Raw genomic sequence first — 26,054 nt, 5'->3', positions numbered from 1 at the left:
ACGCCGGTTTAGCTCAGCTGGTAGAGCAGCGGTTTTGTAAACCGAAGGTCGCGGGTTCGATTCCTGCAACCGGCACCACTTCTGGCTTTCAAGCCATTGATTGAGTTAACAGTTTTCTCGAGGGGAGAGGATCGTTACCTCGCATCACCCCTCAGAGCGGTTCGATTGCGGGCGCACCTTCTTTTCGCTGCGATTGTCACCATCTCAGCTTCTGGGGCGAGGTATCGATAATCATTTATCCCGTCGCCCGACCTATCCTCAGCTGTAAGTGGTCTCGGTGCTCTAGCCACTCACACCAGTTTCCTTGCCGTTGAGTCGGGTTCTACAAGTCGGTAACGGACACTTCTACATTGACCTTCGTTGCGCGTTCGATTGAACCAAGAAGGCATTTGATGATGAACCTAAAAGGCCTCTCGCCCGAAGTCCGCGCGCTTGTAGAAGCTGTCATGGAGCCAGCTGCCGAGGAGCACTACGAATTGGTCGAGGCTGATGAAGATGGAGACACGGTAACGCTGACGTTCAGTCGCGACCTTGGGCTCGAAGCAGACACCGTGGACGATGAAGACGACGACTGATCACCAGGCGGAGCGGTGGCGGCAGCGAGATTCAGGGGGTGCTGATGCCCGCTGAAGGTTCAGAGGCCGTTGGCGCGATCCGGTGGCGCTCCACTTACTCTTTTGGTTGCAAGGCGCCGGCACGCAGCATCCAATGATGCTCTCGCCCCCTCCCCCACGCCAGCTATCAGCGGCATTCGCCCATGCGGTACTGCTGCCAGTAGCGGTCCCACCTGACCCCTGCTCCGGCCGCGATGATCGCACACGACAGCGATCGACCATCCGGCAGCGTGCAGCGGGCGACAACCCTATGGTAGCTGCGCCCTACCGGCTGGCAGAACAGGCGCTTGTGCAGCACCAGGCGCTCGACGATCGGCTTTGCCTGCTCGTGGGGCATCGTTGGGCACGGGGCGTTGATGCGGCAGGATCCGTCCGTCTCGCGGGCATTGATGCCGGCAACGCGCACCTTGATGCCGTTGACGCACCGGATGGGTCCGTCAGCGTCGTAGACCGAGACGACGGCACAGATGAAGGGTGGCGGTAGGACGGGCATCGTCAGGGCTGGTCTTCTCGGATGTCGGGAAAGCTGTAGGCGGATGGGGCATCATCAGCTGTGTCCCGCGCGAACACCGCCACGTCGTCCAGCATCACCTCCTGCTTTGCCCATCTATCCCAACCGATATGGATGAAGTCGGGTAGGCCAAACAGGCGCACCGCTCGGGTATATTCGTCTCCGCGAAAGCCGATGAAATGGAGCGCCACCTACTCGGCCTGGGCAAGCTTCTCCTCGGCCTCCGCAGCGGAGGCCAGGTTCAGGTACAGGTTGGCCAGCGCGTAGTGGCTGGCACAGGCGCCCCGGTTCTCGGTCGCAGCGGCCATCAGCAGCTCCTTTTCAGCGCGGCGTGCATAGTAACCCCGCTCTTTGTCGTTCAGCATCATCCACTCCGCCGATCCGACTGCATCCGTGCTGCTCGATTGTGATCGAGCAACGACCTGCGAGCCGGTTCTTGAGCGGCCAAATACGAGCGGCAGCCGGCTTCTGCAAGAATCATTGTTCCCTTTACGTTCTGGCTGGCGTTACAAGGCGTGTCAGAAAAGGGACTGATGCATGAGCGGGTTACGGCTCCACGACATACCGTACGAACTGGTGCCGCGGGAGGTGCCGTTCTTCCTGTGCCGCACTCCCGCCGGCTTCCCGTCTCCAGCTCAGGACGACATGCAGGAGCCGATCGACCTTGGCGCCTGGCTCGTCCAGCACCCTGCCGCCAGCTACATCATGCGGGTCGAGGGGCAGTCGATGAGCGGCGCTGGGATCAACGACGGAGATCTGATCGTCGTGAACCGCGCCAAGCAACCGCGGGCGGGTGCCATCGTGGTCGCGCTGGTGCACGGCGAACGCACCTTGAAGCGGCTGCGTCACATGGATGGCCGCCACTGGCTGGTGCCCGAGGCTGAAGGCTATTCGCACATCCTGGTCGATGAGCATGTGGAGATCTGGGGAGTGGTGGTGGGCGTCGCTCGCCAGGTGCCATGAGCCCGCCGATCGCGCTGATCGACTGCAACAACTACTATGTGTCCTGCGAGCGGGCGTTCGACGCCAGTCTGGTCGGGGTGCCGGTCATCGTCCTCTCCAACAACGACGGCTGCGCCATCGCTCGGTCGGCAGAGGCAAAGGCGCTGGGGATCAAGATGGGCGATCCCATCCACCACCTGCGCGACAAGGTACGCCAGCACCGCATCCGTGTCCTGTCGTCGAACTACACGCTCTATGGCGACATGCAGCGCCGGGTGATCGCCGCCTGCGAGGCATTCGCCCGCGACTTCGAGATCTACTCGATCGACGAGACCTTCCTTGACCTTGCCGGCTTCGAGAGCCGCGACCTGGTAGCCCACGCCCATGCCATGCGGGACCAGGTGCGCCAGTGGACGACCATCCCGACCTGCGTCGGCATTGCGGAGACGAAGACGCTCGCCAAGCTCGCCAACGCCGCCGCGAAGAAGGATGCGCGGTTCAATGGCGTTGCCGATCTGCGCCATCAGGATACCCGACAGCAGGTCATGGCCGCTTTTCCGATTGGCGATGTCTGGGGAGTGGGAGGCGCCACTGCACGCAAGCTGGCAGCGCTTGGCATCGACACGGCTGAGGCGCTCAGGGACATGCCGATGAAGCAGGCACGGGCGGTCGGCACCGTCGTGCTGGAGCGGCTCGTCGCTGAACTGCGGGGCGTGCCCTCGTCCGCTGTGGAGATGATCGAGCCGCAGCGGAAGGGAATGGCGGTAACCCGGTCCTTTGGAACACCGGTGACGACGTTCGACGGTTTGATGGGAGCGCTCAGCCAGTATGCTCTACGCGCTGGCGAGAAGTTACGGAGCCACGGCCTGGTCGCAGCGCGGCTGACGGCCTTCTTTCATACAAACCGGCACAAGCCCGAGCGGCCGCAGTATGCCGGATCGCGCACCGTGACGCTGCACCCGATGACCAACGACAGCCTGGAACTGATCGCCGCCGCCAGGCGGGGGGCTGAGCGGGCGTGGCGGGATGGCTACGCCTATACCAAGGCTGGCATCATGCTGGATGATCTGGTCGCCGCCGATCTGCGGCCGCGCACGCTGTTCGAGGGCGACACCGACAAGCGCAACCGGCTCATGGGGGCCCTCGACGAGATTAACGGACGGTTCGGCAGATGGACCGCGGTAACTGCATCACAGGGGTTCAGGCGCGAATGGAAGCTGCGGTCGGAAATGCGATCCCCTGCATGGACGACGAGTATCGCTGAGGTGCCGACGGTCCGAGCGTAATGGTATGAGCACAAGGCAGCACCAAAGCACCGTACGCACCGGCAACAAGAGCCAGTCTGCGGTTGTGGCGGGCAGATTGTGTGCAAAGAAGGCCGCCGGGATCGCTCCCGACGGCCAGAGTTAGCGCCTATGAAACAGGGAGCAACCTAGGCGAAACGAACATTGGTCAGGCGACGGCGGTAACGCGCTGCCGCACCCACCATCGCAAAGCCCACCAGCATCATCGCCCACGTTGCCGGCTCTGGCACCGCGGTGGCGAAGCGGACGTTGTCGACCTCCAGCGAGTTGACGCTCGATGAGAAGCTGATGCCCGAGAAGGCCTCGCCAGCATCCGCGACGAACGTGATCAGGCGATTGGTCTGCGGCAAGGTCTGCTGCCCATCGGGCGCGATGGGTGAAGCGAGCGCATCGCCATCGTAAGACGCAAGGATGCTCCCATTAGCGGCGAGCAGCGACACCGTGTTGCCGAGATCGATCGAGCCAACGTAGAAAGAGATGATCTGATAGGTCGTTGCCAGCGCCGAGATGGTCGAGATGCCCCCGGCGGTGACGTAGAGAAAGCCGTTGCCGGAAGTCGCGCCGAACGGATTGGCGGCAATCCCGTTGATCGAAACATTCGTGGTCTGACCACCCGTACGGGCAAAGCCAGCCGGCTCGCCACCGCTACCCGTTACGGCAGATTCGAAGGTATACTGCGCGTCAGCAGCAGAGGCTGCAAACGTGCCGGGGCCGCCGTTCGTCGCAGTGAACGTCACGGCTCCAGCCGAGGTGGCAGCCAGGCTGCCGGCTATGGCAGCAGCGTAGATAGTGGTCCGCATACTTAATCTTCCTGTCCGTTTCGCCGACGGTGTAGACGGCAGGAATGGTTAACAGGGCGTAAACGACTCAATTTAAAGGGCGACATCGCTGGCAGAGCGCATGCCTTGAGACTAGAGAAGCTGGATGACCCAAGGCACCGATCGCGGAACCAGTGCGGCCCCGTCATGGCCGTTCGACGCTAACGAAGTCGCCGACCGGCTCCAAGCTGTACCGGCGTCCTCTGGAATGGAAGGCAAGCGCTCCATTGTGGTTGAAGTTGTCGACGCGCTGCTTGCTTATGCCGCGACCCTCGACGGGCAAGAAGCGCCGGACAGCAAGGATGGCGGCCGACCGGATCACAGTCGCTGATGTGCAATCGGGCGCGCTACAAGGGTGAACCCGAGACGCTGTTCAGCTCGACGGGCAAACTCTTCGACGAGCGCCCCCGCGAAAACACATTCAACCCGCAGGAGCTGCGCCCCAAGAGACGCAACTATGTCATTCGCGAGCAGGACGGCATCCGCGGCTGGGACGTGATGAGCTGGGATGTCCTAGGCGGTCAGGCACCCTGGCCGATGACCAACGTCCGCAACCTTGGACTGCCGCAGTGGCGGAAGCTTGCGGACAAGCCCGAGAACCGCTGCCTCGTACCGCTAACAGAATTTTGCGAGTGGACGCCCGACAAGCACGATCTGGGCGACGGAAAGCCGCCGCTGAAGCGCGAGATGTGGTTCGCGGTCACCGACCAGCCGACCTTCGCCGTAGCTGGGTTCTGGCAGCATACAAAGGAAGGTGCCGGTTTCACGATGGTCACCTGCGATCCGAACGAGCTGGTCGCGCCGATCCATCCCAAGGCGATGATCACCATCCTAGCGCCCGAGGATCATGATCGCTGGTTGCAGGGCAGCTACGACGACATCGTCGCTTTGCAGAAGCCGTACCCAACCGAGCCTATGACGGTACGCGGGCCTGTATTCCCGACCAGGCGAAAGGGTGACGCCTAGAGAGCGCCGCCTGGTGTGAGTCGCCGCGGTGCTGATGGTGGGGCTGGTCGGAATTATGGGCTGCTTCGTCCTTTCGGTTATGCTGAAGCGGTCCGACGGGGTCGCGCCGTCCTCGCACCCCTATTAGCGGGCTAAGTCTCAAGGTTAGGCCCCGATCGCGACTTAGGCGAGATCGGCATGACGCCTGTGTTGAAGTAAGCTGAGATCTCGAATTCTGAGAAGCCGCGGCGCCTGAGCGCCACCTTGGCAAGCGTCCTCATCCGCTCGACAACTGCCGGGGTCGGCGGCTTTGGGAAGGCAAACCTCTCACTCACAGTATGTACCGATCCCCTAACCTCATCCGAGATGATTAGCGTTTAACGTTTGCTCCGTCGCAACTGATTTGTGACGTTTTGTTGCTGAAGCAATCTTCAATACAGTGAGCGACTGAGGTAACCTAAACGACGCCCAGCCGTCAGTGAACAGCCCCGTCAACGGCACGTTCATGGCCCGGCGAGTCAAACTTCATCGGGTCGTTTTGCCGTCGCGTTCCCGACCAAGCCGATGGCTCAGAAATGCGGCTTATGGCAAAAGTGCTAGCGAGGTGCCCGCCATTCGGCCCAAAATGGCACAAGTCTGCAAACAGCGCCTGAAACCTTTCTGTATGATTAACCGTACTTCTCCACGCGCGGCGGACGTGCCACGTGGTACCGCACAGGGAGTGACCTCATGAAAGCCATGGTTTCGGCGATTGCGTTAGCAGTCGCGTTCGTAGCAGCTCCAGCTAATGCCGCACCGGTATTGACTGAGGTCAACGCAAACATCCTCAACTCGCCGTTCACTTTCGCCGTGCAAGGCGTGTCGTTCACTCTTTCTGCAGTAGATAGCTTCTCCGCTCCTCTTCTTGTTTCCAACGGGACGGGCGGCGCTTTCTCCTCTGTCTTCGGCAATCCGTCGTCGAGCTTCGTTGACCGCGGAACGGTGCAGTATGGCCCGAATGTATTCGGCAGCTATGCATCGTTCCCCAGTCCAACTCCTGTGAACTTTTCGAACGGTAACAATTTTCTCGGTATCCGTGCGACAGTTGGCACTGACAATTACTATGGCTTCGTCTTTACCACGAACAACATTTTCAAAGGGTACGGGTTCGAGACCACAGCCAACACGGCGATTACCGCTACGACGGCTGTACCTGAGCCCGCCACCTGGGCGATGATGCTGCTGGGCTTCGGCATGGTTGGTGCAGCTGCACGCTATCGTCGCCGCAGCAGCAACGTCACCTACGCCTGATTTTCCCTCAGGACGATCGAGAGGAGGCCGTCGGAGCGATCCGGCGGCCACTTACAGTTGCGCTGTAAAGATTAGTTTAATTGCATTTTAGACACATAGATCGACCTGACTTTATCGTCGTAAGTGCTACCGAAATGCTCGGCGATCCCCCTCCCTGTGGACCGCCGCGCGTTCGGCAGGCCCCCTGGGATCAAGACTGCCGGACGCGTCTCCGCGGCGCGCGTGCTTCGACGGCGAGGCTCAGTGTGGGAGGCGATCTCGTACCGTTAACGGACTATTCGCTTCCTCCTGCCACTGCCAGTGAGCAGGAGATATGAAATGTTTTTCATCAAAGCTTTGCATGATCGTCGAGGCGCTACCGCAATCGAGTACGGGCTGATCGCAGCCCTGATCGCCGTCGCCGCGATCGGTGCTATGTCGCGAGTGGGCACCTCGGTTGGCAACACCTTCACTAAGGTGGGCAACAACATGAAGTAAGCCCCGCTTCGTGCTGTCGGGTATCTAGTCCTGATACCCGCCCGCCTGCCTCAGCTGATGTACGATGCCGTTGAGCGTCGCGGTCGTTAACTGACGCCGACCGATCTCGTAATCGTAACCCTCAGCCTCCCGCTGCGTCACAAGCGGCCATCGCTCGCGACAGTGCGGCCAAATCACCCGCAGTGCTAGGCGCACCGCCTCGGAACGCAGATCCGCATCCACGGTCTGCGATCGCATTGGACCTTTAAAGTGTTTGTGCGTTGCGGCAGAACAGGCGCGCTATGCAGGGCGGCGCGACTGGGCGCTCCCGGCGTTTGCTCCTTTCTCGCCGGGAGCGTTTTGCAGTTCCTGAACTGTGCGTCTGCGCACGAGAGTTGAACGTGTCTGTATCGAGGCTGCTCGCAGGGTTAGGCCTCCGCCCCCGACCAGCCCCACGCTCGGTCGGGGGCGTCACGGATCGAACTCGATTGATCTGGATTGTTGATCCCAAGCCGGTCCCGACGGGGCTCCGGCCCCCCCCCCGACGCAGCTTGGCAATTGGGCCGGGGGCGTGTCTGCTACTTGCCCGCCTGAGCACGGATGCCAACGCCGCCAACAGCTAACATCGTTGGCAGCCCCAAGCGCCATCGCCGTCGATTGTTGTTCAGCGTCTCTACTTTAGAAGCCCGATAATCATTGATTAGAGATGGCTGCGTTTGCAAGCAGGTCCGGAGCATCCTCCTCGGGCAGGACGGTACCACAGCGACCTAGTTGGTACATACCGCCACTGGAGAGGACGATGTGCTCGCACGTGTCACCGTCGCAGCACTCGTCGACAATCCTCTGTAGCTGCCTTCCGCTACCATGTCGGCTAAATCGGCGGGAGACTCTTAGCGCCGGATGTTCGCTGCGGCATCATCCCTAGAGGAAGCTTCAGTGATGAATGCGTCAAATTTCCGTTCAGATACAACAACTTGCCTTGGTCGATAAGCCATGCTACAATAATGCTGGCGCGCCATTGCGCGGCCTTCCACCATCATTGGAGATCATCATGCCCCACCCGGCCCGGGTGCTGGCAGGTGCGGACGTGCGTCGACTGCTTCGGCATGCCGACACGCGCCGCCATGCCGTGCGCGATCGCGTCATCGTTCTTCTCAGCTACAAGGCAGGCCTGAGAGCCTGCGAGATCGCCGGCCTGACCTGGGCGATGGTGCTGAAGCCGCGCGGCGGCCTGGGTGACCAGCTGCTGGTCGCAGGCAGCATTGCCAAGGGTGGCCATGCCCGCCGCCTGCCGCTCCACCCTGACCTGCGCCAAGCGCTGGGCCGGCTGCACCGCGCCATGGGTCAGCCCCGCGATGGGCCCGTCGTGCTGTCGGAACGAGGCCGCGCGATGACCGCTGGTAGCATCGTCAATTGGTTCGCCGCGGCCTATGCCGAGCTCGGCCTGGATGGCTGTTCGTCGCATTCGGGCCGGCGTACCTTCATCACTCGCACCGCGCGCCTGGTTGCGCGCACCGGCGGATCGCTGCGCGATGTCCAGGAGCTTGCCGGCCATCGGCACCTGACCACCACCGAACGCTACATCGAGGGCGATCGCGACGCCCAGCGCAAGCTCGTGCGCCTGCTCTAACAGCTCCCCTTACCCTGCCACCATCACCGATGAAAGGAGTTGCCTCATGGCGACGTCGACGACTCATGCCTTGCGTGCACCGCGGTCACTGGCCGCATTGAACGACCGCTTCCGCCGTACCGGGCTGGGCGGTCAGATCGTTATTACTCGCGGTATAGCTCAACTCGGGAATTCTGCGGTTGCTGCCATTCACGCGTGCGTGCGCAGCTTCGATGCCTTCTCGCCCGACAACGACCCATACGGCGAGCATGACTTCGGCGCCTTCGACTGGGCCGGTCGACGGCTGTTCTGGAAGATCAGCTACTACGACCCGACCCTGCGCTTCGGATCGGCAGATCCCACCGACCCTGCCCTTACCTGCCGCGTCCTCACCATCATGCTGGCGGAGGAGTATTGATGGGGACGCAGCGCGCCGTATCGGTCGGTACGCTGTCCTTTGCCCGCTGCCGCAGTGAGATGCTGCTGGCACCAGCCGAGCGGGTACGGCTCATCCTGGCCGCGGTCGAGGCATACGCCCCCGACCTTCTCGTCACCGCCGGCTATGCACTCCGCACCCGCCGGCAGCTGCACGAGCTCGCCGCCGGTCTCGCCGACGAGGAGAGCGGCACCACCATCATCACCGAGGTTCACCATGACGGGCGCCCTCGTCGCGATCTTGGCCGCCTTCACGCCATGTGGGCGGTGTTGCCCGACGGTGCGCTGCACCGCTTCGGTCGCCAGGCCTTCGCGACCAGGGCCGAGACGCGGCAATCTGCCCATCCCGGTCGTGACCGGTTCGCGCGGGCAGTCGATCAACGCCGCCTGCATACACCAGCGGGCACGCTGTTCGGGCTGTGCTGTGGCGAACTCAACATCGTCGAAGGCCGCGAGCACCCGCGCTTCATCGACCCGGCAGCAGGTGCGGCGATCATCGCTGCCACGATCATCATCAATCCCACCCACGACCGGATGAGCCGCGCGGCCATGTTGGACGCCAAACGGCGCTTTCTGTCTCAGGCTGGCGCCGATGGCAGTCCTCGCGCCTACGTCTCCTGCTCGAACTGGGAAGCATGTGGGCTGAACGGGCGGGTCCAGCACCCCTCCCCTACCCTGCACACCGTCTATGTATCGGGTCAGCCGCTCGCCTATGACGAGCTGGCAGATGGCGCCTTTGGCTTCGTCTACCGACGCTGGCGCCTCGATCTCGCACGGCCGCCACCAGCCTCCGCGCCACTTAGTGCAGACTGACCCAAAAGCACTAAGTCGATCATGGGTCAGAGGAGCGGCTCGCTCGCGCTTGCACGCGCGGAGCCAGCCGCCTAGCATCACTGTTGCACCGCGTGAAAGCCGCGGTGCGGGGCGTGGAAACCTCGATCAGCATGACCGGGTCACCAGGAAACTGGGGGCCGGGTGGCATGCGCGTATGTCCAGTCGGCTTCGGTCGATAAAGGCGCATGCGCCTGCTCGCTGATCAGGTTTCCAACATCCGGCTTCGGCCGCCGCCCCGAACGGACATAGGGGCGGCGCACGGAGATCGACGTGCGCCCCGACGAAGGGGAAGCACAGAATGATCCAGGATATGAGACGACGAGGCCCGACTACCGGCCATGGTCGGTCATGGACAACTGCAGCCATCGTGCTGGCGCTGACATCGGCAGCATCACACGCGCAGACGCATTCGGCACCCGCTGTTTCGCCAACGCAAGCAGCAACGACCGGACCGCAAGTCCCTGAGAAACGGACTTACGAGCTCGTGTTTATGGCGCCGTACTACGCTTCTTACAAAGAATGGGCAGCGTGCGGCGACAAGACCATCGCTTGGGCGGTCCAACTTGCTGGTAAGAGTGGCGATGAAGCGGGACAGCTGGCTGCTATCTCTTGCAACGACCAGCTCGATCAACTTCGTGCCTCGTTGGCGCGCGAAGTGGGGCTCGAGGAAGCCGGGCGCTTCTATCGCCGAGCCAACTATCTCCTTCGCGAGACTGGCAAAGACTATTGGAAGTGGGCGCACGAGGTGCCGTCCCAGGATGCATCTCGATCCCAAGCAGGTCGCTGACCCGTCTCGGCGCCAAAACATCTCGGAGATCACATCATGCGCTCAACATTTACGGCACTCGCCGCCACTGCCTGGCTTTGTGCCTGTTCCAGCACCGACACCAACCCCACCATGACGTTGCTACGTGCTGGCGATGCCAAGGTTTGTGTGGCCAGCGACATCGAGGATTCGCTGCGCCAGCTCATCCTGCCTGAGGGCAACGCCCAGGCTGGCAAGGACTACACCATCTCATTCGACCGGGCGTCGCTGGAGAGCTTCGACAAAGTCGTTGCCAAGGCACACTGCAAAGCGTGGGTCAAAGTCGACGGACCCGACGGCACGCTCATCGAGCCGGTGGCGATCGACTTCATTGTCTCGCCCTCGGCACAGAATGCCGACACCTTCCTTGTCACGGCACCGACCACGCCGCTGCGCCAGCGGATCACCAACGATGTCGAGACCCGCGCCAGCATCGAGGAGAGCCGGGCCGGTGAGCAAGCGGCGACGGCAGCGCTTGAGGCGCTGGTCAAGCCTGGCTGGCTGATCGGGCGCTGGGTTGACGGCAATGCGGGGACGGACGCCTGCATTACCGGACCGTACTTCGACTTTGGCCGCAAGGGCGAGCTGAAAACCGAAGATGGTGACGCGCGCTGGTCAATGACGGGTACGCAGGTCATCGTGACCGGAAGCGCCAAGACCCTGCGGCTGGCGATCACCGACGCCGACACGAACGAGCTCACCGCCACCTACGACGATGGCCAGACTGCGCGGCACCGCCGCTGCACGCGCCCCGAATTACAGGCTGCCGCGGCTGCGCAGCGCGCCGACGAGGAGGAGTATGCAGAGGGAAATGGTGAGAGCGAAGCCGACGCTACGTCTAACCCAGCTCCGCAGCAGTGAGAAACGCAAGCTGATCGCCGCGCCGCTGGCAGCAGCGCGTAGCGCAGCGCCCCCACCCATAACCAAAGACCATGAACAGGGAGAATGACATGACCTCGACCAAACACCTGCTGCTGGCTGCTGTTGCTGCCATCACCGTGGCGCCGGCAGCTGCCGCCGCCACCTTCACCTTCACCCGCATCGAACTTCTGACCAGCGGCTCAGGTCTCGATGTCTTTGCTGGCAACCAGTCGGCGCTGCGCGACCTCACCTTCACCTATGTCGTGCCCACCGCGGGAGACCCTGCCGTGATCAGCAGCAGCGCCGACAGCCTCTCCTTCGTCGGAGATCCCTTTCTGCTTTATCCCGCCTTCACCAGATTGACAGCGACCAGCACCGCCTTCCACATCGAGCAGGGCGACCAGAGTGCTGGATTCATCGCCACCGCCTGCTACACCGCTCCCGGCGCCGCAGTCCTGCCAGTCAACAGCTTCGTGTCTGATCCCGGCTGTTCGTCGGTCACCTACAACGCCATCAGCCATCGCCGTGAGACTCGCTATGCCGGCCGCGTCACTGATGTCCGGATCAGCCAATTCGACCAGGACACCGCGCAGCTTGGCTTGATCAACGTCGCTATCACCGTGCCTGAACCGTCCACATGGGCGCTCATGCTGGCAGGGTTTGGTGTTGCTGGGCTTCAGCTGCGCCGGCGGGGCGCGCGCCTGTTGGTGGCATGATCAATGATGGCGGGCAGGTTCCGGCCAGTCCGCTACTACCTGAGCCGAAGCAGGGCATGAATGCGGCTTCCAGAGGCGATCGACGCTCTCCGTCGAGAGAGCGGATCGTCCAAACCCTGGCTACGCTCTGCGACACTTAGGGTGAGGACCTATTGATCTGAGGGGTGCGATCTGATTCAGGCTCCGTGAGGAGACCGGGATGAGCGACCTGTTTTGGCTGACGGACGAGCAGATCGAGCGGCTGCGGCCGTTCTTTCCCAAGAGCCACGGCAAGCCGCGTGTCGATGACCGGCGAGTGCTGAGCGGCATCGTGTTCGTTAACCGCAACGGCCTGCGCTGGCGCGATGCACCCAGCGCCTACGGGCCCCACAAGACGCTCTACAACCGCTGGAAGCGTTGGGGCGAGGCGGGCGTGTTCACGCGGATGATGGAGGGGCTGGCTGCGGCCGGCGCCGAGCGCAAGACGGTCATGATCGACGCGACCTACCTCAAGGCGCACCGCACTGCATCGAGCCTGCGGGTTAAAAAGGGGATCTCGGCCGCCTGATTGGGCGAACCAAAGGCGGCATGAACACCAAGCTCCATGCCGTCGCCGATGCGAACGGCCGCCCCTTGAGCTTCTTTATGACGGCCGGACAGGTCAGCGACTATACCGGCGCGGCAGCGCTGCTGGACGACCTGCCGAAAGCGCAGTGGCTGCTCGGCGACCGGGGCTACGACGCCGATTGGTTCAGGGACGCTCTCCATGCCAAGGGCATCCAGCCCTGCATCCCAGGCCGGCGATCGCGCAACGAGCCGGTCAGATATGACAAACGCCGCTACCGGCGCCGCAGCCGCATCGAGATCATGTTCGGCCGTCTCAAAGACTGGCGGCGCGTTGCCACCCGCTACGATCGCTGCCCCACGGCCTTCTTCGCTGCCGTCACCCTCGCTGCCACCGTCATCTTCTGGCTGTGATCAACGAGTCCTGACCCTAGGCCTCGAGGTGATCCCGCATCCGGCGCAGGCCGCGACGCACCCAGCTTTTCATCGTGCTGAGCGGGACGCCTTCGACTTCGGCGAGTTCGGCATAGGTGTAGCCATGGAAAAATGCATGTCGGATCGCATCGCTGTGGCGGCTGTCCAGTTCGGCGAGACCAAGGTGAAGACGGCGGGATGTTTCATCCGCAAGCATCAGCGCTTCCGCGCTTAATGCAGGATCTGGAAAATCCGGTGCATCGGCAAGTGGAAGGGTGCTGCGCGACATTTGACTACGTCGCCAATCGATCGCGCGATTGCGCGCGATGGTAGCCAGCCAAGTAATCGGACTGCCCAAGCATGGCTTGTACGCACCTGCACGCTTCCAGACAATCAAATAGATCTCGTGCAGCACGTCTTCCGCCGCTGCTCGCTCACCGCATATCCGCAGGCAGATGCCGAACAGTTTTGCAGATGTCAGGACATACACATCGCGGAACGCCGCCTGGTCCTCCAGACCGGTTCTGGCCAACTGCTCGACCAGGTGCATTCGTGCACCGTCAACAGACGATTGAGTAAGAACCGGACTGGATTTCATCGGCGAGACCGTAACGGGAGGGACGGCTGCAAGGCGTGGATCAGCCGCCACGGCCGCACAGCCCGGCCTGGAATGCAGCGGGCTGGTGCGGCACGCACTCAATCGATCGTCATGGCCTTTGCCGGAACATCGCCGAGCGAGCGCGGCTCGTGCATCGGGCACCCGTTGAAGTCGCCGCGGAACCTGGCCGAGGCCTCATAGGTCGGTTTCCGAGCACGGTTGACGCCTCCGATCGGCTGGTGCGCCGAAAGCCCATGCCAAGGGCTGAACGCGATGGCCTTGTCTTGGCCGTCGCTGGCGCCATGCTCCCAGCTCACTTGTGCGGGGACAGTGAGGCGGGCGACCGCGACGAAAGGGCTTTGTTTTTCGTCCCAGACGACCGACGCATCCTCGATAGGCATCGTTTCCGCATCGGTGCAAAGCTGCACCCGCAACTCCCACACGCTGTCCTGCTCGATGAAGACCTCGCCGATATCCTCGCGCAGCGCGTCGGGGCGGCCCGCTGTCTCGACCTTGTCACCCGTCAACGCCGTCATGTTCGGTGACACGGGCGCAAGCGACAGCTTCGCAATATAGTCGCCGTAGCGAAAGGGCACTTGGGTGTAGTAGGTTTCGCCCAACGGATGCGTGTTGGGCGCGCCGCCCAACGTCTGGACGGTCGGGCTCTTGACCCCTACCGTTTCCAGCGCGGCATCGACCACCTGCAACGTCGCCGACAGAGCCTTCTTCAGCCCTTCCCCCGTATCGGTCGTCTTGGCCAGCATCTTCAGGTTGGCGAGGAACGCCTTGGGGGTGGGAGCGGCGAACGCAGGTCCGTTGACGAGAACGAAATCCTGCGTGCTGTCCGTCTCGGAACCAGACAGGCGATCACCGGGAACATCGAACAGCTTGATCGCCAGGCCGCGCGGGACGCTGATGCTGTCATCGAGAATGTCACCCGGCAGCGTCGAAAAGCGCATCAGGACGTCGTAGGAGCCGGCGGAGGCGAAAAGCCCCTGTGCGAGCGGTGCCGTCAACCCGTCCAAGACCTCAATCCGACCCTTAACGATCGCGTGCGCCTTGGCATGGACGCCGCGCACCGCCGATCCATAATCCTTGGCCGTCTGCTCCTGGATGAGGTGGAACTGCTCGTTCAGGCCCCTGATAGTCTCCCCCTCGTCAGCCTCGGGCTTTTCGACCGTAGGCGTGTAGCGGATCGCAGAATGGGAGATCGCGTCGGTCATGAGGGTTCTTTCGCTGGAGATGTACACGGCCTGCATCGCGGACCAAGTCGTTACGACTCCAAACGCCTGAACGCCGATGTCCGCACATAAGACCGCAAATTTCTTTGTGTCGTGTCGTGGAGGGGGGGCGCGACTGTTCAGCTTTTTGCTTAAAACAAATTTGGCCGGAGATGGGGGGTTGGTGTCACAACCGTCCGTGGCTGTTGAAAAAGTAAGATGCTTTCGACATCATCTCTCACGTGGGAATGTTTGCGGGACAGATCGCTCGCCCACCCGCGCTGACCCACTCGCAATCAGGGTGGGGTGGCCGCTATCGGCGCACGTCGAACTCCGATCCCATCGCCGCAACGACGTCCGAAACGCTCGACACGCCGGCATCTCCCGGCGTCGAATGCTTGAGGAGGCTCGTGGTCAGCGCGAAGTCCGCGATCTCCTCCGTCGACATGCCGGTACTTAGGCCATGGAGCACCCCAGCAGCGAACGCATCCCCACCGCCAATACGGTCGATGATCGTGTCGATCCGGACCGGTTCGGTCTCGACCCACCTGTCCCGCATATCAATCCTGGCCGCTAGGCTGTTGCTGTCGGCATCGTGCACCTGCCGAATGGTGCACGCAATGAGCGACAGGCTCGGAAACCGTGCGAACGCCGCCTTGGCTGCCGCACGGCGATCTTCTTAATTGTCGCCGCGGTACTCTGTGCCAAGAAGCAGTGAGATGTCCCGATGGCTGGCGAAGAGCACGTCAGCGTGCGCGGCGAGCTTCGGCAACGTCCGGTCAGGTCTTCCGTCCCACGCGTCCCATAGCCGGGCCCTGAAGTTGCCGTCGAAGGAAACCGGGACGCCGAGACGCTTCGCGGCGCTGGCAGCCGTAAGCGCGGCGGAGGTGCCTTGTGCGCCGAGAGCCGGAGTTATGCCGGACAGGTGCAGCCTGTTTGCGTCTTGCAGCACCTCAGCCCAGTCCCAAGTATCCGCAGGTGCGGTGGCGAACGCCGTGCCGGCGCGATCGTAGAGCACCTCCGTCGCTCTCATGCCGGTACCCGCCGTTACGTAATACAGCCCCATCCGACCGGGACGTCTCACCATCCCGTCCAACTCGACGCCGTTGCCGCGAAGCGCGAACAGCGCGGCGTCCGCCAGTGGTCCCGACGGAAGGGCGCTTACGAATCCTGCACGGCCTCCGAAACGGGCTATCTGTGTCGCGACGTTCACTTCTGCGCCGCCTACCCAGACGTCCAACCGTGGAGACTGCAGCATTCGCTCTCGACCGGGCGGTGAGTATCTGAGCATCGCCTCTCCGAAGGCCACCAGACGACCTTCCCCCCTCATATCAGCGCGTCGACGAGCTTGGAGGGAACCCGGAGCACCGTTCCGTGACGGGCGCCGACTGGGAACAAAACGCGAGAGGACACATCCTCCCATACGACGAATTCGGTGGTCATCTTGGCCCCAAACCGGTGCTCCTCGTAGATGTCGTAATAGACGATGTAGCGATTGCCCAGGCGGGTGGCGGTGGGGCCCTCGGTCATGGGAGGGGTGAATGCTGGGCTCGCGGGTCCAAACGGGCCCAGCGGAGTCCTTGCCTCGGCGGTGCGCAGATTGCGTTGCAGCACCTTTCCGTGCCGCTCGTCCTTGAACACGAGTCTCAAGGCCCCATCGGCGAGCCGCAGAAGCGTGAAGTCGATGGAGTCGTAGCCCGGGTCGAACCACAGCCGGGTGGGCGTGAACGTTCTGAAGTCACGCGTGGTCGTGCAATAGGGGCGATGATTCATCCCGGCAAACTCCTTCTCGTCCGTCGCTCCGAACCGTCCGGCGACGCTGCTGGACCAGAAGATTACAAAATGGCGGCGCACCGGGTCGTAGAAGCTTTCCGGAGCCCAAGTGTTGCGGACCCCGCTGAACGATCGCATCACTGGAATTGCCTGCTGCGGCGACCAGTTTCGCAGATCCCGCGAACTGGCATGACCGATGACCTCGCCGAACCAGTCCGTCGTCCAGAGCATGTGGTAGACACCGTCCGGACCGCGGGTGATTGACGGATCGCGCATCAGACGGTTATCGCCAATCATTGGCTTCAGGAACGGAGCGCCACCGCGCAACGGTTCGAAGACGTAACCGTCCCGACTTGTTGCTAGCCGCAGCCCTTCACGGCCCTCATCCTTGTCCTGGAAATAGCAGAGTAGCAGGACGTCGTCCGCCGCCGGCCCAGCCACTACTGGGCCGGCGAGCAGGAGCGCCCCGCTCGCGGCCAACAGCTCGCGTTTGCTGAGATCAAGCCCCATTCTCATTCCCCTTTTATGCCGGTTTGCTCGATGGTGCTTTCGTCAAAACGCAGCCCCACGCTCTGCGCCCGATCGGCCGACGAGGACGCCAGATCGACGCGATAGTCGCCTGCTGCGATCCGCCATGATCGGGACTTAGGATCGAAGGTGGAGAGGAGGCGTGGATCGATCGCCACCGAAACGGATCTGCTCTCGCCCGGAGCCAAGCGGATTTTGCGAAATCCGCCGAGACGGCGCGGTGCCTCCAAGCCCGCTCCTCCTACATAGATCTGCGCCACTGCCTGACCGGCTACCTTGCCTGTATTGGCAACCTTGAAGCGGGCAACGACGCCCGTGTCCTGCCGTTGCGCAGACAGTCCAGAGAACGCGAATGTCGTGTACGAGAGGCCATACCCGAACGGGAAGAGCGGCTTGGCGCCCGAACGTTCGAACCATTTGTATCCCACGGCAGCACCCTCGACGTTGTAGTCGCTGGCAGGATGCGCGTCACGGTCGAGCTTGGGGTCACCGTCCATCTTCGGCCGTGGAAGCCGCGTCGTCGAACCCGGAAACGTCACCGGCAGCCGACCCGAAGGATTGACCTTTCCGGTCAGAACGCGCGCGATCGCTTCGCCGCCACCCGCGCCAGAATACCATGCCTCCAGGACCGCGCCGACGCGAGGCAGCCATGGCATGACGACCGGGCCTCCAGTCTCGAGCACCACGATTGTGTGGCGGTTCGCGCGCGCAACGGCGTCGATCAATGCGTCCTGCCCGTCCGGCAAATTCAGATTGGGAACGTCGATCGACTCTCCGGTCCATTGCTCTGCAAACACGATCGCGACGTCAGCGGATTTGGCCGCGGCCGCGGCCGCCTTGACGTCCTTTCCATCGACATAGGTAACCCGGGTACCCGTGGCCGCCTGTAGCGCCATCATTGGTGAAGAGGGATGATACAGCTTGGGGCCTGGGAAGCCCTTCCCGTATTCGTCGGGAACGACAAGGCCGCTGGGCGGCCCCCCATGCGGGTAAACCTGGCTCGATCCGCCGCCAGAGAGTACTCCCACGTCGGCATGGCTGCCGATCAAAACGATCGATCGTGCGGTATTCGCGAGCGGCAACAAACCGCCAGCATTTTTGAGGAGCACGATTCCCTCCTCGGCGTCGGCCCGCGCCACCGCGGCGTTTGCGGCGTAGTCGATCGCGTCTGCCCTGTCCCCTGCCACTGGATGGTCGAACAGGCCGTTCGCGAACATGGCCCAAAGGATTCGGCGTGCCATGTCGGTCGCACGAGCCTCAGGTACGTGGCCGTTGTTGACCGCCTCGCGCAGTGCTTCCTCGAAGTATGGCGAGCGGTCGAAGGCCCAACCCGATTCCTGATCCAGCCCGGCATTGGCGGCTTGCGTGGTCGAATGACCGGCGCCCCAGTCGGTCATCACGTAGCCCTGGAAACCCCAATCGTGTTTGAGGGTTTTGTTCAGCAGCCAGTCGTTCTCGCATGCATAGGCGCCGTTCACCCGATTGTAGGCGCACATGACCGATCCGGGACGGCCGATCTCGTTGGCGAATTCGAAGGCGAGCAGGTCCGACTGGCGCGCCGCCTGCTCGCCGATGCTGACGTCGATCGTGAAGCGGTTCGTCTCCTGATCGTTGAAGGCGAAGTGCTTCATGGTGGAGACGACGTACTGCGATTGGATCCCTTTGATGGTGTGGCCGACCATCGTGCCTGCCAGCAACGGATCCTCCCCTGCATATTCGAAGTTGCGGCCGTTGCGCGGCTCGCGCGTGAGATTTACACCGCCGGCGAGCTGGACGTTGAAGCCAGACAGGAAGGCTTCATGGCCGATCATTGCCCCACCGGCTTCGGCGAGCTCCGGGTTCCACGTGGCCGCCGTCGCAATGCCGGCGGGAAGGGATGTGCGTAGGCGTGGCGTCGGCCCGCGCTGGCTTGCTACGCCCACGCCGGCGTCGGTCTGCCACTGCGGAGGGATGCCGAGGCGGTCGATCCCGGGCACATACCCCGCAGAGGCTGGGCGGCCGTCTTTCGGGAAGACCCAATTCTTCGTAGCCGTCCTCTGCCATGCAGCCTCGGTCGGGAAGTAGCCGAATACCAGCGTCAGCTTCTCCGACAAGGTCATCTCGCGGAGGATCAGCTCCGCGCGTTTGGCAGGATCGAGACCGACATCCATCCAGGGGCGAGCTGCGGGGCCGCTCCTTAGCGCCTCGGCAGCCACAGGCGCATTGTTCGTGGTCTGCGCGGCAGCAGCAGGGATGACCAGGCAGAACGCCAACGTACCCCAGGCGGCGAGCACCGACTTTCTTGCGACAACGGCTGGCATCTCAATTCCCCTTGGCAGGATGGGACGGAGGTTGGCGCTCCGCCGGTATCAGCGCGTCCTTGATCGGATCGACCCAGCGCCCCCGGTCGATGTCGTACAGCTCAAAATCTCTGTCGAACTGCCAGTGCGCCCAGGAAAAGCCGTTCGCCTCCGCCGCACGGGCCACGGTACCGATGTAGGCCGTGCGCAATGCCAACGGCGTACCGCTGGCGTCATAGGCGCCGAACTCACCGAGCAAGATCGGGCGCTTGTTTATGCGCGACCAGTCGGCAACCTTGGCGAAGTCGGCCGCCGGCTGCGCCCGCTCGGCGGCGCTCCCCCATGCGACCCCGTGAAGCTTCTTCAGGTCGGTCCAAGACGCGCCCTGATGAGTGAAGTTGAACGGCTCGTAGTAGTGGATCGTGACCACGATGTCGTGATCACCCGAAGGCAGCCGGAGCTTCTCGAGGTTGCGGAAGCTGTTCCAGGACGACGGGCCGATGACGACCGTGCGCTCCGGGTTAGTCCTGCGCACCAGGCCGAGCGCTTCGACGAGAAGATCGTTCCAGGCATCGTCGTCCAGCTTGCCGTGCGGCTCGTTCAGCAGCTCGAACAGCACCGACTGAGGCTGGCGCGCGTAATGCGGCGCCACCTGCTCCCAGAACGCCAGCAGTCTGGTACGGCATTCGGGAACCGACTTGGCACAAGCCTCGAAGTCGTGCTCGTCCAGGATGACCGACAATCCGGCCTCGCGCGCTGCGGCGACCATCTTATCGAGGATTGAAAACCAGCGCGCTGGCAGGCGGTTCTGCGCATCCATGTGCCGGAAGGCCTGAAGATTGATCCGAACGAAGTCGAAACCCCCGTCGCGAATGATCCTGAAGTGCGACGTCCTGAACCGGGCTCGCGAGGAATCCTCCCAGAGCGGGTCGTAGCCGAGCACGTTCACCCCCCGGTGTATGGCGCCCGCAGCAGCTGCTGTTCGAGGAGAGGTCTGCGCGGCGGCAGCCACGCTGACCGCCAACGCCCCGAAGGCTATCGCGAGCGCGGAAAAACTTCTGAACATCCTGCCTCTTCCCTTCTTCGACGCCGCCCATTTCGGGGTGCCCGGTGCTGGCCGGCGCGATCAGGCGCCGAAGTCCGCAGTTTCCTTAGCGAGGATGCGATTGACCTGGTCCCTGACCACCGACGCGGATGGCGCCGGTCCTCCGCGCAGGTCGCGCAACCATGAAGCGGCGCGGTTTTGCGCCGGAACAATGGCCGGCACCCGCGGTCGGACAAAGGCATGCCTGAGCGTCGCCAGCGTATGGGCGTAGAAGCCGTTGTTGCCGCCGTTCAGGGCAGGAGACGCCCATGAGGCCTCGGCGCTCGGCTGACCGCTGTGCCGAGGCAGGAAGTCCGCCTGCACATCGGCGGACATCAACCAGACGAGGTGGTCCAGCAGTTCCCGATCCGGAACGCAACGCGCAGTTACGGCGAGGCCCGTTCCCCCCAGCACGGCATGCCTAGCCCCACCCACCGAGGGAGCGTTCCGGAAGACGACCGGCTCGACCGCGCTTTCTTCCGCGAACGGAACGTAGCCGAAGATCAGGGGGCAGTAGGTCGGACCCTCTCCGGCCGCCATGGCCGTGAGAATCCCGATCGGGTTATGGATCGACCCGATCGGATGCGATCGAAAGAGAAGATCGAGAAACAGCGCCACGGCAGCGTCGTGATGCGGTTCGAGCAGCCCCTGCGCGATCGTGCCGAAGCGTTCGTCGAACGTGGCACACATCGAGAGCAGCGACAGGAAGGCGTGAGGCCCCGCAAGCGACAGGACGAAGCCGGCGTCACCCTTGGCGAAATGCTGCACGTCGGTCCAGCTGTCCGGCATGGGAGCATTCATCAGGTCGAGCCGACCGGCGGAGACTTGGGCCGCCGCGTCCAGCGGCAGCGCCCAGGTGTGCCCGTCCATCACGTAGCTGTCGAAACAGGGGCCGATCGTCCGGTCCCGGATCGCAGCAAGCTTCTCGGAAGCGATGAGCTTGTCGAGCGGTTGCAGGCACGCCGCGCCCAGCGCATCGCCCAGGTGCGGATGATCGAGCACGACGACATCGTACTCGGCGCATATCTCCTCGATAGGCCTGCTCTCGAACCCCTCAAGAGGCTGCCTGCCCCATTGGATCAGATCCGGGACACTCGACGCCGCCTCCGCAAGCGAATTGTAGCCGCGCGGATGATCCCAGGTCAGCCCCCGGAACCTGCTCACGAAGGATCGCCCGCCTTCACGGCGCCGCTGCTAACCAGCTCGTCAATCCGGGCTTCGTCGAAGCCGAACTCTCGGAGCACCTCAACGGAATGCTCGCCCGCCAACGGGGCGCCCCGTCGCACGGTCGACGGGGTCGCCGAAAATTTGATGGGAAAGCCCGGGGTCCGGATGCGTCCTTCGGTCGGATGATCGTATTCGATGAAGGTGCCGTTATGCTGGATTTGCGGATCGTTGACCAAATCATCGTAGGAATAGACAGGCCCGGACCAGATGTCGTGCTCGCGGAACAGCTTGAGCCACTCCGCCGACGTACGCGTCCGGAGCCGCTCGCCGGTTTTTGCGAAGATCATGTCGCGCTGCTTCCAGCCGTCGACCTCGTCCTCGAGCCCGGCAAAGGCGGGTTCGCCGATCAGCTCGCCGAACTTCGCCAACGGCGGGAACGCGACGATGATGTAGCCGTCCGACGTGGCGAAGCTGCCATAGGGCGCGCGGATGAACACATGGGCATGAGGCTCGGCGGAGCGTTCCTGCGGCTTGCCACCCACGGTGTGGACGGAGATTTCCTGCATCTGCAGCGTGGCGATGGCGTCGAGCATGTTGACCTCGACCTTCTGCCCCTCGCCGGTCCGCTCCCGATGAAAGAGCGCGGCGAGTACGCCTTCAAACGCAGTATAGGCCGCGACTGCGTCGACCAGGAACTGACCAGCCGCGAGCGGCGGCTCTCCCGCCCGGCCTGCCGACAGCATCGCGCCCGACATCCCCTGCAGAATTAGATCTTGTCCGGGGCGATCAACGTAGGGTCCCGTCTCACCATAGCCCGACATGGAGACGTAGACGAGGCGCGGGTTGATGGCGCTCAGCGTCTCATAATCGACGCCCAGCCGCTTCGCGACGCCCGGACGATAGTTCTGGATGAATACATCGCAAGTTTTGACGAGTTCGTAGAGAGCCTGTCGCCCCTCATCGGCCTTCAGGTCCACCGCCAGCGACCGCTTGTTGCGATTGAGCGACAGAAAGCTGACGTTGATCTTGTTGCCCTTCAGGCCACCCGCCGAGACGTGACGCTGCCACTCGCCCGTGATCGGCTCGACCTTGATGACGTCTGCCCCGAGATCGCCTAGTCGCTGACCACAGAACGGACCGGCCATCGCGATAGAGCAATCAAGCACCTTTATACCTTCGAGAATGTTCATGGGTTCATCCAGATTGTTCAGCGGCGATAAGCCGTCAGGTAGACAAGATTGGGATTGACGGCCTTCAACGCCTCTCGGTCCACGCCAAGGTGCGAGGCCGTGCCCCGGCGATAGTTGTGAACCAGCGCATCACTGTTTCTGACCAGTTCGTAGAAACTGGCGCGCGCGGCATCACATGACATGTCGAAGACCAAGGGATCCTCGTAATCCAGCACCGGCATTCTCGTTTGCGACGATGCCTGTCCGACGGTGAGCCTGACCCTGGATACAAGCGCACCCTGGTCACGCCATCGTTCCGGCCGCAGGGGTCCGACAACCGAGGTCAGGCAGTCCAGGATGTGCACGCCCGTAAGGGGGGCTACGTCGGTGCGCATTCCTCACCGCCGATCGAACCGGGGTGTGCGCTTCTCGGCAAAGGCGCGGCGACCTTCTGCCGCATCCCGTGTCGCGAAGCAGATCGCCTGCAGATCAAGTTCGTACTGGGTCGCCAGGATCGCGGGCATGTTCGCCGCGTTGGCGAGGTTGATCTTCGCATGCTCGGCGGCGATCGGCGCCCGCGACGCGATGATCGTGGCGATCTCGCCCGCGCGATCGAGAAGCGCAGCGGAAGGCAGTACCTCGCTGACGAGTTGCCAGTCCTTCGCCGTTATGGCGTCGATCGGGTCGCCGGTCATCAGCATCAACGCCGCGTTCGACGATCCGGCCGAACGACAGAGCATGGTGGCCATACCGCCACCGCCGATCCAGCCCAGCTTGATCTCCGGCGCGCCGAGCCGGGCCGTGTCGGCCGCCAGCCGTACGTCGCAGGAAAGCGCCATCTCGAGGCCGCCGCCGAGCGCATATCCGTTGATCGCGCACACGACGGGCTTCACGATCTGGCGGACCGATTTGCAATAATCCTCCCGGTTACGAAAGGCCCAAGCCTCGTCGCCGAATTGATCGAGTTGGCTGACGTCGGTACCGGCGCAAAACGCGCGCGTACCCGCGCCCGAGAGGACGACTGCCCGGATCGTCGAATCCTCGTTGCACTCCGCAACGATGGTTTCGAGAACGCGCGCCATTTCACGCGACACCGCGTTAAGCTTCTCGGGTCGATTCAGCGTGATGTGCCCGACCATGCCATCGCGGCGGAAGTCGACTGTACCGGTCATAACTGGCCTCGCTGCGCCTGCCGCAGCGGCGCGAAATTATGGGAGGGAATGGGATAGGGTCCATCCGGCTGCTGCGCGCAGGCACGGATCCGTGTGCGAGCGTCGGCGACTGCATTGGCATCGGCTAGGATGCGGAATTCCGAGCGATAGCTGCAGGTATCGCCGTGGACGAGGAGGATCTCCTCGCCCCGCGCGCGTGCGCCGCTCGCGCCGAGCACGTGATGCGTCGAGGGTTCCATCCCCAGCGCGTATTGGCCGGCCTGAAAATTCTGCCACTCGTACATGCACGGGAACTGCGCTTGGTCGACGTTCAGTTCGAAGCCGAGCCCGAGCGCGTCGTTGAGCAACGCGACCGAAACGCGGCCGTCATCCTCCCCTTGCAACCCATGCTGCCAGACCTGTTCATGGAACCGATCCTGCGGCACGACCATCTCGCGGTAGCCAACGCCCTGCGCCTCGTATCGCTCGCCTTCGTGCGCGGCCCAGACCACGTCAGTGATCGGCGCGACATACTCCGCGCCCGCATCGAGCAGTGGGTAGGATAGGTTGATGTGGTAGCAGAACATGTGCGGCGTCTCGTAGAAACCGCGGTTGGTGACGTCGTCGTGTAGGCGGATGACGTCGGTGCCAATCTCGATCTCGATCCGGCGGCGCATCTCCAGGTGTTCGCCGAAAACCGTCCCCTGGCTGACGACCCCTTCGCACCACAGGAAGCAGCGGTTCCCCTCCCAGCGCTCGCCATAGCCGGTCAGCCTTGCGGGGATTGCGCTGACACGGCCGTGGACTGAATTCTTGACGACGGTCTTGGGCGAATAGTTGAAGCTCGATGCGTCGCGTTCGTCCATGAACAGGATGTGGTCGAGCCCGCAGGTGACCAGCAGGCCGGAAAAGGACCGCTGCCAGCCGAGCCCGCCCTCACCCTCGGGTTCGTGCAGCCCGGGGTGACGGAAGCCGGCCGGCGAATGCCAGCCGATCGCGCGGCCGTTGTGGTCGCAGTCGGCGATGTCCATCGCGCGGTCGACCAGCACGGTGAAGCGCAAGCCGGTACCCGATCGGAACTCCAGCATGCGGATGCCGCGCTCCAGCCCGTCACCGAGCGTCATCAGCCGCACGCCCGCCAGCTGGCCAAGTGCGCCGCAGCGGCGCTCGATATCTGTGCGCGTAAGGGTCGCGCCGTGGAGGGTCGTCATTGCGTCACCACCCCGCCGTCGATGCGGATCGTCTGGCCGGTGATGAAGCCCGCCTTGCCGCTCAGCAGGAACGCGACGAGATCGGCGAACTCACTGGGATATCCCCGACGCTTGATCGCCTGGAGCGCGATGACGGAAGCACTATAGGCCTCCTGATCGGCGTGGATCTTCTCGGCATCGGTGCAGAAGGCGCCGGGCGAGACCGCATTGGCGGTAATGCCATGTTGCCCCAGTTCGCGCGCCCAGACACGCGCAAGCCCGATCAGCGCCCCCTTCGAAGCGACATAGGCGCTGAGCTCAGTCATGCCCGTGTCGAACGTGTTCGAGGCGATGTTAATGATCCGCCCCTCGCCGAGCGTCTTCATTCCGGCCGCGCACGCGCGCACCATCGCCGCCGCTGCGACCGCATTGACGCCGAGCACTGCGGTGATCTCCGCGGAGTCGAGATCCGCTGCCTCCGCTTTGGGATAGATCGCGGCGTTGTTGACGAGCCCGTAGATCGGTCCGCGCGCAGCAATCTCGGCAGTGACCGCGGTCCGCGCGTCGTCGGGTTGCGACAGATCGGCGACGATCGCATGCAGCGCGGCGTCGACCGGGTGCAGGTCACGCAACATCGCGGCATCGGTTTCGTCGCGGACGAGGCCGCAGACCTCGGCCCCAGCCGCCAGTAGCGTCGTGACCAGCGCGCAGCCGAGCCCGCCGGCCGCCCCCGTCACGAGGATTCTCTTGCCCTTTAGATCAGACATTCAGCAGCATCCATGAAACAGATAAGGAGCA

The 26,054-nt window shown here is 63.2% G+C and carries 31 protein-coding genes and 1 tRNA gene; 15 read left to right on the top strand and 17 right to left on the bottom strand.

Features of this window, described 5'->3' with window-relative positions:
* Positions 1–2: 2 nt before the first annotated feature.
* Positions 3–78 (top strand) — tRNA-Thr (locus ABC319_RS01590).
* A 314-nt stretch (positions 79–392) separates the two neighbouring features.
* Entirely contained in the window at positions 393–575 is a 183-nt protein-coding gene (locus ABC319_RS01585) for a hypothetical protein (RefSeq protein ID WP_413068549.1), read from the top strand.
* A 166-nt stretch (positions 576–741) separates the two neighbouring features.
* On the opposite strand, the gene ABC319_RS01580 is transcribed toward ABC319_RS01585, so the two are convergent.
* Genes ABC319_RS01580 through ABC319_RS01570 form a run of 3 tightly spaced genes read right to left on the bottom strand, consistent with a single transcriptional unit; the run spans position 742 to position 1,490 of the window.
* Positions 742–1,107 carry a thermonuclease family protein gene (locus ABC319_RS01580; protein ID WP_413068548.1) on the bottom strand — a complete coding sequence of 122 codons (366 nt, stop codon included), beginning with the start codon at positions 1,105–1,107 and terminating at the stop codon, positions 742–744.
* Between the two features lie 2 nt (positions 1,108–1,109).
* Complete coding sequence (locus ABC319_RS01575; protein ID WP_413068547.1) at positions 1,110–1,316, bottom strand: hypothetical protein; 207 nt, start codon at positions 1,314–1,316, stop codon at positions 1,110–1,112.
* Positions 1,317–1,490, bottom strand: coding sequence for a hypothetical protein (locus ABC319_RS01570; protein ID WP_413068546.1), 174 nt, complete (start codon positions 1,488–1,490; stop codon positions 1,317–1,319).
* 172 nt (positions 1,491–1,662) lie between these two features.
* Here ABC319_RS01570 and ABC319_RS01565 point away from each other — a divergent pair, with 172 nt between their 5' ends.
* Together ABC319_RS01565 and ABC319_RS01560 are read left to right on the top strand one after the other, a co-directional pair.
* Positions 1,663–2,088 carry a LexA family protein gene (locus ABC319_RS01565; protein WP_413068545.1) on the top strand — a complete coding sequence of 142 codons (426 nt, stop codon included), beginning with the start codon at positions 1,663–1,665 and terminating at the stop codon, positions 2,086–2,088.
* Positions 2,085–3,353 carry a Y-family DNA polymerase gene (locus ABC319_RS01560; protein ID WP_413068544.1) on the top strand — a complete coding sequence of 423 codons (1,269 nt, stop codon included), beginning with the start codon at positions 2,085–2,087 and terminating at the stop codon, positions 3,351–3,353. The genes ABC319_RS01565 and ABC319_RS01560 overlap by 4 nt, the downstream gene beginning before the upstream one ends.
* A gap of 146 nt (positions 3,354–3,499) precedes the next feature.
* Here ABC319_RS01560 and ABC319_RS01555 read toward each other — a convergent pair whose 3' ends face one another.
* Positions 3,500–4,171 carry an Npun_F0296 family exosortase-dependent surface protein gene (locus ABC319_RS01555; protein WP_413068543.1) on the bottom strand — a complete coding sequence of 224 codons (672 nt, stop codon included), beginning with the start codon at positions 4,169–4,171 and terminating at the stop codon, positions 3,500–3,502.
* A 124-nt stretch (positions 4,172–4,295) separates the two neighbouring features.
* Between ABC319_RS01555 and ABC319_RS01550 the strand changes: the two genes are divergently transcribed.
* The 11 genes from ABC319_RS01550 to ABC319_RS01500 all read left to right on the top strand — a co-directional run bounded on the left by ABC319_RS01550 (position 4,296) and on the right by ABC319_RS01500 (position 13,097).
* A complete protein-coding gene (locus ABC319_RS01550) occupies positions 4,296–4,520 on the top strand; it encodes a hypothetical protein (protein WP_413068542.1) in 225 nt (74 codons plus the stop codon).
* Positions 4,520–5,155 (top strand): SOS response-associated peptidase family protein, encoded by a 636-nt coding sequence (locus ABC319_RS01545; protein ID WP_413068541.1) that lies wholly within the window; start codon positions 4,520–4,522, stop codon positions 5,153–5,155. Before ABC319_RS01550 ends, ABC319_RS01545 begins: the two co-directional genes overlap by 1 nt.
* Positions 5,156–5,863: 708 nt before the next feature.
* A complete protein-coding gene (locus ABC319_RS01540; RefSeq protein ID WP_413068540.1) occupies positions 5,864–6,424 on the top strand; it encodes a PEPxxWA-CTERM sorting domain-containing protein in 561 nt (186 codons plus the stop codon).
* A gap of 318 nt (positions 6,425–6,742) precedes the next feature.
* Complete coding sequence (locus ABC319_RS01535) at positions 6,743–6,901, top strand: Flp family type IVb pilin (protein WP_413068539.1); 159 nt, start codon at positions 6,743–6,745, stop codon at positions 6,899–6,901.
* Positions 6,902–7,931: 1,030 nt separating this feature from the next.
* Positions 7,932–8,510: a tyrosine-type recombinase/integrase gene (locus ABC319_RS01530; protein WP_413068538.1), complete on the top strand. Its 579-nt coding sequence runs from the start codon at positions 7,932–7,934 to the stop codon at positions 8,508–8,510.
* 46 nt (positions 8,511–8,556) lie between these two features.
* The gene (locus tag ABC319_RS01525) at positions 8,557–8,907 is read left to right on the top strand and encodes a DUF3768 domain-containing protein (RefSeq protein ID WP_413068537.1); all 351 of its coding nucleotides are present in this window, start codon (positions 8,557–8,559) and stop codon (positions 8,905–8,907) included.
* Complete coding sequence (locus tag ABC319_RS01520) at positions 8,907–9,737, top strand: hypothetical protein (protein ID WP_413068536.1); 831 nt, start codon at positions 8,907–8,909, stop codon at positions 9,735–9,737. Before ABC319_RS01525 ends, ABC319_RS01520 begins: the two co-directional genes overlap by 1 nt.
* Positions 9,738–10,248: 511 nt before the next feature.
* On the top strand, positions 10,249–10,545 hold the full coding sequence (locus ABC319_RS01515; RefSeq protein WP_413068535.1) for a hypothetical protein: 297 nt from the start codon (positions 10,249–10,251) through the stop codon (positions 10,543–10,545).
* Between the two features lie 36 nt (positions 10,546–10,581).
* The gene (locus ABC319_RS01510; protein WP_413068534.1) at positions 10,582–11,424 is read left to right on the top strand and encodes a hypothetical protein; all 843 of its coding nucleotides are present in this window, start codon (positions 10,582–10,584) and stop codon (positions 11,422–11,424) included.
* Between the two features lie 89 nt (positions 11,425–11,513).
* Entirely contained in the window at positions 11,514–12,140 is a 627-nt protein-coding gene (locus tag ABC319_RS01505; protein ID WP_413068533.1) for a PEPxxWA-CTERM sorting domain-containing protein, read from the top strand.
* 199 nt (positions 12,141–12,339) lie between these two features.
* Positions 12,340–13,097, top strand: a protein-coding gene (locus ABC319_RS01500) for an IS5 family transposase (RefSeq protein WP_413068532.1) whose coding sequence is annotated in 2 segments (ribosomal slippage) — positions 12,340–12,673 and positions 12,673–13,097 — 759 coding nt in all. Because the reading frame shifts where the segments join, the coding sequence is not laid out codon by codon here.
* Positions 13,098–13,113: 16 nt separating this feature from the next.
* Here the strand turns inward: ABC319_RS01500 and ABC319_RS01495 are convergent.
* The 13 genes from ABC319_RS01495 to ABC319_RS01435 all read right to left on the bottom strand — a co-directional run bounded on the left by ABC319_RS01495 (position 13,114) and on the right by ABC319_RS01435 (position 26,023).
* On the bottom strand, positions 13,114–13,647 hold the full coding sequence (locus ABC319_RS01495; RefSeq protein WP_413068531.1) for a sigma-70 family RNA polymerase sigma factor: 534 nt from the start codon (positions 13,645–13,647) through the stop codon (positions 13,114–13,116).
* A gap of 146 nt (positions 13,648–13,793) precedes the next feature.
* Positions 13,794–14,918 carry a catalase family protein gene (locus ABC319_RS01490; protein ID WP_413068530.1) on the bottom strand — a complete coding sequence of 375 codons (1,125 nt, stop codon included), beginning with the start codon at positions 14,916–14,918 and terminating at the stop codon, positions 13,794–13,796.
* A 310-nt stretch (positions 14,919–15,228) separates the two neighbouring features.
* Entirely contained in the window at positions 15,229–15,516 is a 288-nt protein-coding gene (locus tag ABC319_RS01485; protein ID WP_413068529.1) for a PfkB family carbohydrate kinase, read from the bottom strand.
* Between the two features lie 78 nt (positions 15,517–15,594).
* Entirely contained in the window at positions 15,595–16,245 is a 651-nt protein-coding gene (locus ABC319_RS01480) for a sugar kinase (RefSeq protein WP_413068528.1), read from the bottom strand.
* On the bottom strand, positions 16,242–17,198 hold the full coding sequence (locus ABC319_RS01475; protein ID WP_413068527.1) for a glycoside hydrolase family 43 protein: 957 nt from the start codon (positions 17,196–17,198) through the stop codon (positions 16,242–16,244). The genes ABC319_RS01480 and ABC319_RS01475 overlap by 4 nt, the downstream gene beginning before the upstream one ends.
* A 2-nt stretch (positions 17,199–17,200) precedes the next feature.
* The gene (locus ABC319_RS01470) at positions 17,201–19,516 is read right to left on the bottom strand and encodes a glycoside hydrolase family 3 C-terminal domain-containing protein (RefSeq protein WP_413068526.1); all 2,316 of its coding nucleotides are present in this window, start codon (positions 19,514–19,516) and stop codon (positions 17,201–17,203) included.
* Between the two features lies 1 nt (position 19,517).
* Positions 19,518–20,561 (bottom strand): glycoside hydrolase family 5 protein, encoded by a 1,044-nt coding sequence (locus ABC319_RS01465; protein WP_413068525.1) that lies wholly within the window; start codon positions 20,559–20,561, stop codon positions 19,518–19,520.
* Between the two features lie 60 nt (positions 20,562–20,621).
* Entirely contained in the window at positions 20,622–21,743 is a 1,122-nt protein-coding gene (locus tag ABC319_RS01460; RefSeq protein WP_413068524.1) for a type 2 periplasmic-binding domain-containing protein, read from the bottom strand.
* Entirely contained in the window at positions 21,740–22,936 is a 1,197-nt protein-coding gene (locus tag ABC319_RS01455) for a CaiB/BaiF CoA transferase family protein (RefSeq protein WP_413068523.1), read from the bottom strand. Before ABC319_RS01455 ends, ABC319_RS01460 begins: the two co-directional genes overlap by 4 nt.
* A gap of 17 nt (positions 22,937–22,953) precedes the next feature.
* Positions 22,954–23,310: a CoA transferase gene (locus tag ABC319_RS01450; RefSeq protein ID WP_413068522.1), complete on the bottom strand. Its 357-nt coding sequence runs from the start codon at positions 23,308–23,310 to the stop codon at positions 22,954–22,956.
* A 3-nt stretch (positions 23,311–23,313) separates the two neighbouring features.
* On the bottom strand, positions 23,314–24,087 hold the full coding sequence (locus tag ABC319_RS01445) for an enoyl-CoA hydratase/isomerase family protein (protein WP_413068521.1): 774 nt from the start codon (positions 24,085–24,087) through the stop codon (positions 23,314–23,316).
* On the bottom strand, positions 24,084–25,277 hold the full coding sequence (locus tag ABC319_RS01440) for an aldose 1-epimerase family protein (protein WP_413068520.1): 1,194 nt from the start codon (positions 25,275–25,277) through the stop codon (positions 24,084–24,086). The genes ABC319_RS01445 and ABC319_RS01440 overlap by 4 nt, the downstream gene beginning before the upstream one ends.
* Entirely contained in the window at positions 25,274–26,023 is a 750-nt protein-coding gene (locus ABC319_RS01435; protein ID WP_413068519.1) for an SDR family NAD(P)-dependent oxidoreductase, read from the bottom strand. Before ABC319_RS01435 ends, ABC319_RS01440 begins: the two co-directional genes overlap by 4 nt.
* Positions 26,024–26,054: the final 31 nt, after the last annotated feature.

This window comes from Sphingomonas phoenicis, assembly GCF_047238005.1.
In the GTDB taxonomy this organism is placed as follows: Bacteria; Pseudomonadota; Alphaproteobacteria; order Sphingomonadales; family Sphingomonadaceae; genus Sphingomonas.
The sequence above is the reverse complement of the archived record's forward strand: the minus strand, read 5'-3'. Positions and strand labels throughout refer to the sequence as shown.

Coding starts and splice junctions, on each gene's coding strand:
- ABC319_RS01505 (WP_413068533.1), top strand. CDS start 11,514: ATGACCTCGACCAAACACCTGCTGCTGGCTGCTGTTGCTGCCATCACC.
- ABC319_RS01520 (WP_413068536.1), top strand. CDS start 8,907: ATGGGGACGCAGCGCGCCGTATCGGTCGGTACGCTGTCCTTTGCCCGC.
- ABC319_RS01455 (WP_413068523.1), bottom strand. CDS start 22,936: ATGAACATTCTCGAAGGTATAAAGGTGCTTGATTGCTCTATCGCGATG.
- ABC319_RS01535 (WP_413068539.1), top strand. CDS start 6,743: ATGTTTTTCATCAAAGCTTTGCATGATCGTCGAGGCGCTACCGCAATC.
- ABC319_RS01550 (WP_413068542.1), top strand. CDS start 4,296: ATGACCCAAGGCACCGATCGCGGAACCAGTGCGGCCCCGTCATGGCCG.
- ABC319_RS01480 (WP_413068528.1), bottom strand. CDS start 16,245: ATGAGGGGGGAAGGTCGTCTGGTGGCCTTCGGAGAGGCGATGCTCAGA.
- ABC319_RS01580 (WP_413068548.1), bottom strand. CDS start 1,107: ATGCCCGTCCTACCGCCACCCTTCATCTGTGCCGTCGTCTCGGTCTAC.
- ABC319_RS01450 (WP_413068522.1), bottom strand. CDS start 23,310: ATGCGCACCGACGTAGCCCCCCTTACGGGCGTGCACATCCTGGACTGC.
- ABC319_RS01585 (WP_413068549.1), top strand. CDS start 393: ATGATGAACCTAAAAGGCCTCTCGCCCGAAGTCCGCGCGCTTGTAGAA.
- ABC319_RS01440 (WP_413068520.1), bottom strand. CDS start 25,277: ATGACGACCCTCCACGGCGCGACCCTTACGCGCACAGATATCGAGCGC.
- ABC319_RS01515 (WP_413068535.1), top strand. CDS start 10,249: ATGGCGCCGTACTACGCTTCTTACAAAGAATGGGCAGCGTGCGGCGAC.
- ABC319_RS01530 (WP_413068538.1), top strand. CDS start 7,932: ATGCCCCACCCGGCCCGGGTGCTGGCAGGTGCGGACGTGCGTCGACTG.
- ABC319_RS01555 (WP_413068543.1), bottom strand. CDS start 4,171: ATGCGGACCACTATCTACGCTGCTGCCATAGCCGGCAGCCTGGCTGCC.
- ABC319_RS01445 (WP_413068521.1), bottom strand. CDS start 24,087: ATGACCGGTACAGTCGACTTCCGCCGCGATGGCATGGTCGGGCACATC.
- ABC319_RS01435 (WP_413068519.1), bottom strand. CDS start 26,023: ATGTCTGATCTAAAGGGCAAGAGAATCCTCGTGACGGGGGCGGCCGGC.
- ABC319_RS01510 (WP_413068534.1), top strand. CDS start 10,582: ATGCGCTCAACATTTACGGCACTCGCCGCCACTGCCTGGCTTTGTGCC.
- ABC319_RS01545 (WP_413068541.1), top strand. CDS start 4,520: ATGTGCAATCGGGCGCGCTACAAGGGTGAACCCGAGACGCTGTTCAGC.
- ABC319_RS01490 (WP_413068530.1), bottom strand. CDS start 14,918: ATGACCGACGCGATCTCCCATTCTGCGATCCGCTACACGCCTACGGTC.
- ABC319_RS01540 (WP_413068540.1), top strand. CDS start 5,864: ATGAAAGCCATGGTTTCGGCGATTGCGTTAGCAGTCGCGTTCGTAGCA.
- ABC319_RS01525 (WP_413068537.1), top strand. CDS start 8,557: ATGGCGACGTCGACGACTCATGCCTTGCGTGCACCGCGGTCACTGGCC.
- ABC319_RS01570 (WP_413068546.1), bottom strand. CDS start 1,490: ATGCTGAACGACAAAGAGCGGGGTTACTATGCACGCCGCGCTGAAAAG.
- ABC319_RS01470 (WP_413068526.1), bottom strand. CDS start 19,516: ATGCCAGCCGTTGTCGCAAGAAAGTCGGTGCTCGCCGCCTGGGGTACG.
- ABC319_RS01565 (WP_413068545.1), top strand. CDS start 1,663: ATGAGCGGGTTACGGCTCCACGACATACCGTACGAACTGGTGCCGCGG.
- ABC319_RS01495 (WP_413068531.1), bottom strand. CDS start 13,647: ATGCACCTGGTCGAGCAGTTGGCCAGAACCGGTCTGGAGGACCAGGCG.
- ABC319_RS01475 (WP_413068527.1), bottom strand. CDS start 17,198: ATGGGGCTTGATCTCAGCAAACGCGAGCTGTTGGCCGCGAGCGGGGCG.
- ABC319_RS01465 (WP_413068525.1), bottom strand. CDS start 20,561: ATGTTCAGAAGTTTTTCCGCGCTCGCGATAGCCTTCGGGGCGTTGGCG.
- ABC319_RS01560 (WP_413068544.1), top strand. CDS start 2,085: ATGAGCCCGCCGATCGCGCTGATCGACTGCAACAACTACTATGTGTCC.